5 protein-coding genes are annotated in these 4,997 nt (G+C 64.9%); 4 read left to right on the top strand and 1 reads right to left on the bottom strand.

The annotated features are described in order from the left end of the window. A partial coding sequence (locus HUU94_RS10130; protein WP_174274964.1) for an acyl-CoA dehydrogenase family protein occupies positions 1-601 on the bottom strand: 601 nt, incomplete at its 3' end. A gap of 263 nt (positions 602-864) precedes the next feature. Here HUU94_RS10130 and HUU94_RS10125 point away from each other — a divergent pair. From HUU94_RS10125 to HUU94_RS10110, 4 genes are read left to right on the top strand one after another with little or no spacing between them, the layout of a single operon-like run. After that, positions 865-1,818: a thiamine pyrophosphate-dependent dehydrogenase E1 component subunit alpha gene (locus tag HUU94_RS10125; protein WP_217429603.1), complete on the top strand. Its 954-nt coding sequence runs from the start codon at positions 865-867 to the stop codon at positions 1,816-1,818. Beyond that, positions 1,815-2,819, top strand: a complete 1,005-nt coding sequence (locus HUU94_RS10120; protein WP_174274962.1) for an alpha-ketoacid dehydrogenase subunit beta — start codon at positions 1,815-1,817, stop codon at positions 2,817-2,819. Before HUU94_RS10125 ends, HUU94_RS10120 begins: the two co-directional genes overlap by 4 nt. A gap of 48 nt (positions 2,820-2,867) precedes the next feature. Further along, on the top strand, positions 2,868-4,247 hold the full coding sequence (locus HUU94_RS10115; protein WP_174274961.1) for an aromatic ring-hydroxylating oxygenase subunit alpha: 1,380 nt from the start codon (positions 2,868-2,870) through the stop codon (positions 4,245-4,247). 16 nt (positions 4,248-4,263) lie between these two features. Further along, a complete protein-coding gene (locus tag HUU94_RS10110; protein WP_174274960.1) occupies positions 4,264-4,737 on the top strand; it encodes a nuclear transport factor 2 family protein in 474 nt (157 codons plus the stop codon). Positions 4,738-4,997 lie beyond the last annotated feature (260 nt).

Raw genomic sequence — 4,997 nt, 5'->3', positions numbered from 1 at the left:
CGCCGGCGATGCCGCACAACGTCGCCGCCAGGATCAGCCGCGCGCGCCGCAGCTCCTGCCCATCCAGCCGCGCCACCGGCGCGCCCGCATCGGCCCGCGCCAGCGCGCTGGCCCATAACAGCCCTTGCGCCGCTTCGACGTCCTCGATCCGGATCAGCACCGCTTCGTCACTCTCCAGCACGAGCACGAATTCGGCGTCGCCGGGATCGAGCAGGCTGAGCTTGCCGCCGCCGCGATATCCGGCGGCGACGCGGACTTCCCCCGCCGCCACGCCGGCGGCGATGGCGGGATCGTCGCAATGGACCGCGATCGCCGTCGCGATCAATGTGGGGGATGCGAGCTGGCGGCCCAGCCGCTCCGCGAGCAGCGCCTGCTCGGCGGCGCCGAGCCCGGCGCCGCCGGCCTCCTCGGAAAGCGCGATTCCGAACAGGCCGAGCTCCGCGATCCCGGCCCAGCGATCCCGCGTCTCGCCGGACTTGTCGAGGTGGAGGCGTGCCACGGGCAGCAGCTCTTCGAGCGGCCGCTGGAAGTCCGCGATCAGCTCGCGCTGCTCGATCGTGGGATGATATTGGCCCGATCCGCCCATGCGTTCGCCCGGCATAAGGAAAGAAGATCGAGGTTACGGGCGATGTTCGGCCGCCGTCTTGATGGCGGGCGACACTGGCTGGACCGCAAGCGACCCGCCGCCCGGCCACCGCCTGCCTGCCGTCCTCACGGCTTCCAATGTCGCGCGATCTCCCAAGATTGTCGCCCGCCATCAAGACGATCGGAACGACCGCCCATAGCGTCGCCGCAATCGAAATAGGGCGCGTCCGCGCTCGTCACAGGAGGCGACATCCGGTGGGCTTGCCGACCAAGGAAACGATGCTCGATATCTTCACGAAGATGTCGCTGCTCAAGCAGAACGACGAGAGAATGCGCGCGGTGATCAAGTCCGGCCGTCTCGTCATGCCCTATTATTCGGTGCGCGGGCAGGAGGCGATACCGTCCGCGATATCGACGCTGCTGCGCGATACCGACTTCATCTGCACCATCTATCGCGGCACACACGATTCGCTGGCCAAGGGCTGCCCGGTCGACAAGCTCTGGGCCGAACTGGCCGGGCGCGTCACGGGCACCTGCAAGGGCAAGGGCGGGCCGATGCACATCACCCATCCCGAAAGCGGCGTGATGGTCACGACGGGGATCGTCGGCTCGACGATGCCGATCGCCAACGGCCTTGCCTGGGGCTCCAAGCTCAAGGGCAACGATGCCGTCACGATCGCCTATTTCGGCGACGGCGCTTCCAACATCGGCGCCTTCCATGAGAGCCTCAACCTCGCCTCGATCTGGAAGCTGCCGGTCATCTTCGTATGCTCGAACAACGGCTATGCCGAGCATACCAAGACCGAGGCGTGCACCGCCATAGACGAGATCGCGCGGCGCGCGGACAGCTATTCGATGCCCGGCGTGCGCGTGAACGGCAACAATCCGCTCGAAATGTACGAAGTCGCCAAGACCGCGATCGAGCGCGCGCGCGCCGGCGAAGGCCCGACGCTGATCGAGGCGATGACCTTCCGCTTCTTCGGCCATGTCTTCGGCGACGACGACAAATATATGGACCCCGGCGAGAAGGAGGAGCGGCTGAAGGACGATCCCTATCCCTTCTATCGCAGCTTCCTGATCGACGGCGGCCACGCCGGCGAGGACGAGCTCGCCGCGATCGAGGCCAAGCACAAGGACGAGATCGACGCCGCGCTCCAGTTCGCGCTCGACAGCCCCTTCCCCGATGCGGACGAAGTCCGCCGCGACGTCTATGCCTATGAGGTGGTCGAATGACCGAGAAGATGACGATGGTCCAGGCGGTCAACGCCGCGCTGGCCGATGCGATGGAAGCCGACGAGACCGTGCTGCTGCTCGGCGAGGATATCGCCGACAAGGAAGGCGGCGGCGTCTGCGGCGTGACCGCGGGGCTTTCGACGCGCTTCGGCACCGATCGGGTGAAATCCACGCCGATTTCGGAACAGGCGATCATGGGCGCTGCGATCGGCGCCGCGATGATCGGCTTCAAGCCGGTCGCCGAGATCATGCTGATGAACTTCTTCACGGTCGCATCGGACATGATCGTCAACCATGCCGCCAAGCTGCGCTTCATGTCCGGCGGGCAGACCAGCGTTCCGATCGTGGTTCGCACGATGACGGGCGCCGGCGTTTCCAACGGCGGGCAGCATTCCGATTATCTCGAGGCCTGGTTCGCGCATACCGCCGGCCTGAAGGTGGTGCTGCCCTCCTGCCCGGCCGATGCCTATGGCCTGATGCTGTCGTGCATCGACGATCCCGATCCGTGCATCTTCATCGAGACGCTGCCGTCGCTGTTCACTCCCGGCCCTGCGCCGGAGCGGGGCAGGAAGATCCCGATCGGCAAGGCGAACGTCATCCGCCAGGGCGGGCATGTGAGCGTCATCGCCTATGGCCGGATCGTCAATTCCATCGCCACGCTGGCGGAGAAGCTGTCCGGCGAAGGGATCGAGATCGAGCTGATCGATCTGCGCACCATCTCCCCGCTCGATCTCGATACCATCCTCGCCTCGGTCAGGAAGACCGGCGCGGCGGTGGTGGTGCATGAAGCGGTGAAGGCATTCGGCCCGGGCGCGGAGATTTCGTCCGCGATCCACGAACGGCTGTTCGATGCCCTGCGTGCGCCGGTGAAGCGTATCGGCGCGAAATATGCGCCGGTTCCCTTCTCGCAACCCCTGGAGACCGCATCACTGCCCTCGATAGGAGAAGTCGAGGCGGCAATCCGGGCGCTCGCTCCCGCCAAGATCCCGGTTCCCGCTTAACCTGTTCCGGCACGGCAAGGCCGTGCCGGTCGTTCCTGGAGACGACCGATGGCTGTGTCGCCCTTCTCGCCCGATGACGTTCGCGACGATTTCGTGCCGAAGGGGGATTATTATGATCCCGCCTTCGCGGCGGCGGAGGCGGAGAATCTCTGGCCCAAGGTGTGGCAGATCGCCTGCCGGCTCGAGGAGATCCCGAAGCCGGGCGATTATTATACCTACGAGATCCTGACCGATTCGATCATCGTCGTGCGCACCGGCGCCGGCGACGACGATGTGAAGGCGTTGCACAACGCCTGCCCGCATCGCGGCACCCTCCTCACCACCGGCTGCGGCCATGCCAAGCAGTTCGTCTGCCCGTTCCATGGCTGGCGCTTCGGCCTCGACGGCCGGAACGCGAAGGTGGTCGATCGTCACGACTGGGGGAGCTGCCTCAAGGACGAGGACATCGACCTCGCCCCCGTGCAGGCGGGCACCTGGGGCGGCTGGGTCTGGATCAACATGGACCCCGAGTGCCAGCCGCTCGACGCGTTCCTCGAGCCGATGAAGTCCAGGTGCGACAAGATGGAGTTCGAGAAGCTCCGCTTCGCCTGGTACAAGTCGACGATCGTCGAGGCGAACTGGAAGACGGTGGTCGAGGCGTTCACCGAGTTCTACCATGTCCAGACCACGCACCAGCAGATGCTGACCTACACCAAGGATTATTCGACCAGCCGCGCGATGGGCCGTCACGGCTGGATGAGCTACGAGTTCGGCACGGGCCTGCCCATAGGCCGCTCGGCGCGGCTCGAACCGCTCGAGCAGGAGCCGGACTTCCGCGAATATCTCTACGAATATGGCAAGCAGTTCAAGAACGACCTCGCCGCGATGCAGACCGAGCGTGCGTTCCAGTCAATCCAGGCGCTGCGCGAGCTGCCCGCCGATGCGAGTCCCGTCGAGGTCCTCACCAAATGGGGCGAGGGCATCTACCAGCGCGCCATGGAGAGCGGCGCGGGCTGGCCCGAGGGGCTGACGCCCGAATATATGGCGGAGACCGGCTTCGACTGGCACGTCTTCCCCAACACCGTCTTCCTCCACCCGGCGATCGAGGCGGTGCTCTGGTATCGGATGCGCCCGCACGGCAGCGATCCCGAGAAATGCTATTTCGATACATGGTCGCTGGAACGTTATCCGCCGGGCGAGGAGCCGGAGGTGAAGCAGGAGTTCAACGCGGACTGGCGCGACGGCAACTACCCGCTGATCTACACGCAGGATTTCGAGAATATGCCGAAGGTCCAGAAGGGTCTGCGCTCGCGCGGCTTCAAGGGCGCGCGTACGAGCCCGGTGCAGGAACGTGCGATCGCCAATTTCCATCGCCGCCTGCGTAGCTTCCTGCAGGACCCGCACAAGGACGACGATCTCGGCCCGGAGCCGAAGCGCGACCAGCCGTGACGATGCCGGCGCAACAATGACCTTGGACGAGATGCTGGCCCGCGAGGGCATCCGCAAGACGCTGGCGCAGTACACCGACGCGGGCGACAATGGCCGCTACGAAGATCTGATCCCCTGCTATGCCGATGACGGCATCTTCGAGATCGCGACCGGGCGCTGGCAGGGGCGCGACGCGATCGAAAAGGCGCTTCGCACGTTGCGGGCGGCGCGGGATGCCGGCACCCCGCTTTTGCAGCGCCATCATCTCGGAACCTGCTTCATCGATATGGAGGATGAGACGCACGCGCGGGCGATCACCTATTTCACGGTGATTTCGCAATGCGGGCTCGATCATGCGGGCCGCTACATCGATCGATTGATCAAGCGCGACGGCCGCTGGCAGTTCGCGCATCGCAACGTCGTCGTCGAATGGCGCAATAGCGATTCGGGCTTCCTCCCGAGCGCCGATGCGAACCTGTGGGAGAAGGCCGCGGCAACGGCCGGCGCCTGACGCTAGAGCAGGTGATTTTAGCCTTACCCGCTCATGCTAAGTAGAGACCGAGTAGCTCCGTAGGAGCGTATCGAGGGCTCGTATCGAAGTACGGGGCATGTTCTTCGATACGGCTCTCGACAAGCTCGATCCTACTCAGGATGAGCGGAGGAGTGGGTCAATCTAAAATCATCCTGCTCTAGGCTAGAGTCGAAATCGACCCGGTTGAATCGCGAGGGATTCCGTTTGGGCTGATTTTCTGATTCAATATGCTGGCTGGG

The organism is Sphingomonas bacterium (genome assembly GCF_903644055.1).
In the GTDB taxonomy this organism is placed as follows: Bacteria; Pseudomonadota; Alphaproteobacteria; order Sphingomonadales; family Sphingomonadaceae; genus Sphingomonas_I.
This window is presented reverse-complemented; position numbering and strand designations above follow the sequence as displayed.

What these genes read in the sequence shown, in the direction of transcription:
- HUU94_RS10125 (WP_217429603.1), top strand. Translation starts at nt 865, where the DNA reads ATGCTCGATATCTTCACGAAGATGTCGCTGCTCAAGCAGAACGACGAG.
- HUU94_RS10120 (WP_174274962.1), top strand. Translation starts at nt 1,815, where the DNA reads ATGACCGAGAAGATGACGATGGTCCAGGCGGTCAACGCCGCGCTGGCC.
- HUU94_RS10115 (WP_174274961.1), top strand. Translation starts at nt 2,868, where the DNA reads ATGGCTGTGTCGCCCTTCTCGCCCGATGACGTTCGCGACGATTTCGTG.
- HUU94_RS10110 (WP_174274960.1), top strand. Translation starts at nt 4,264, where the DNA reads ATGACCTTGGACGAGATGCTGGCCCGCGAGGGCATCCGCAAGACGCTG.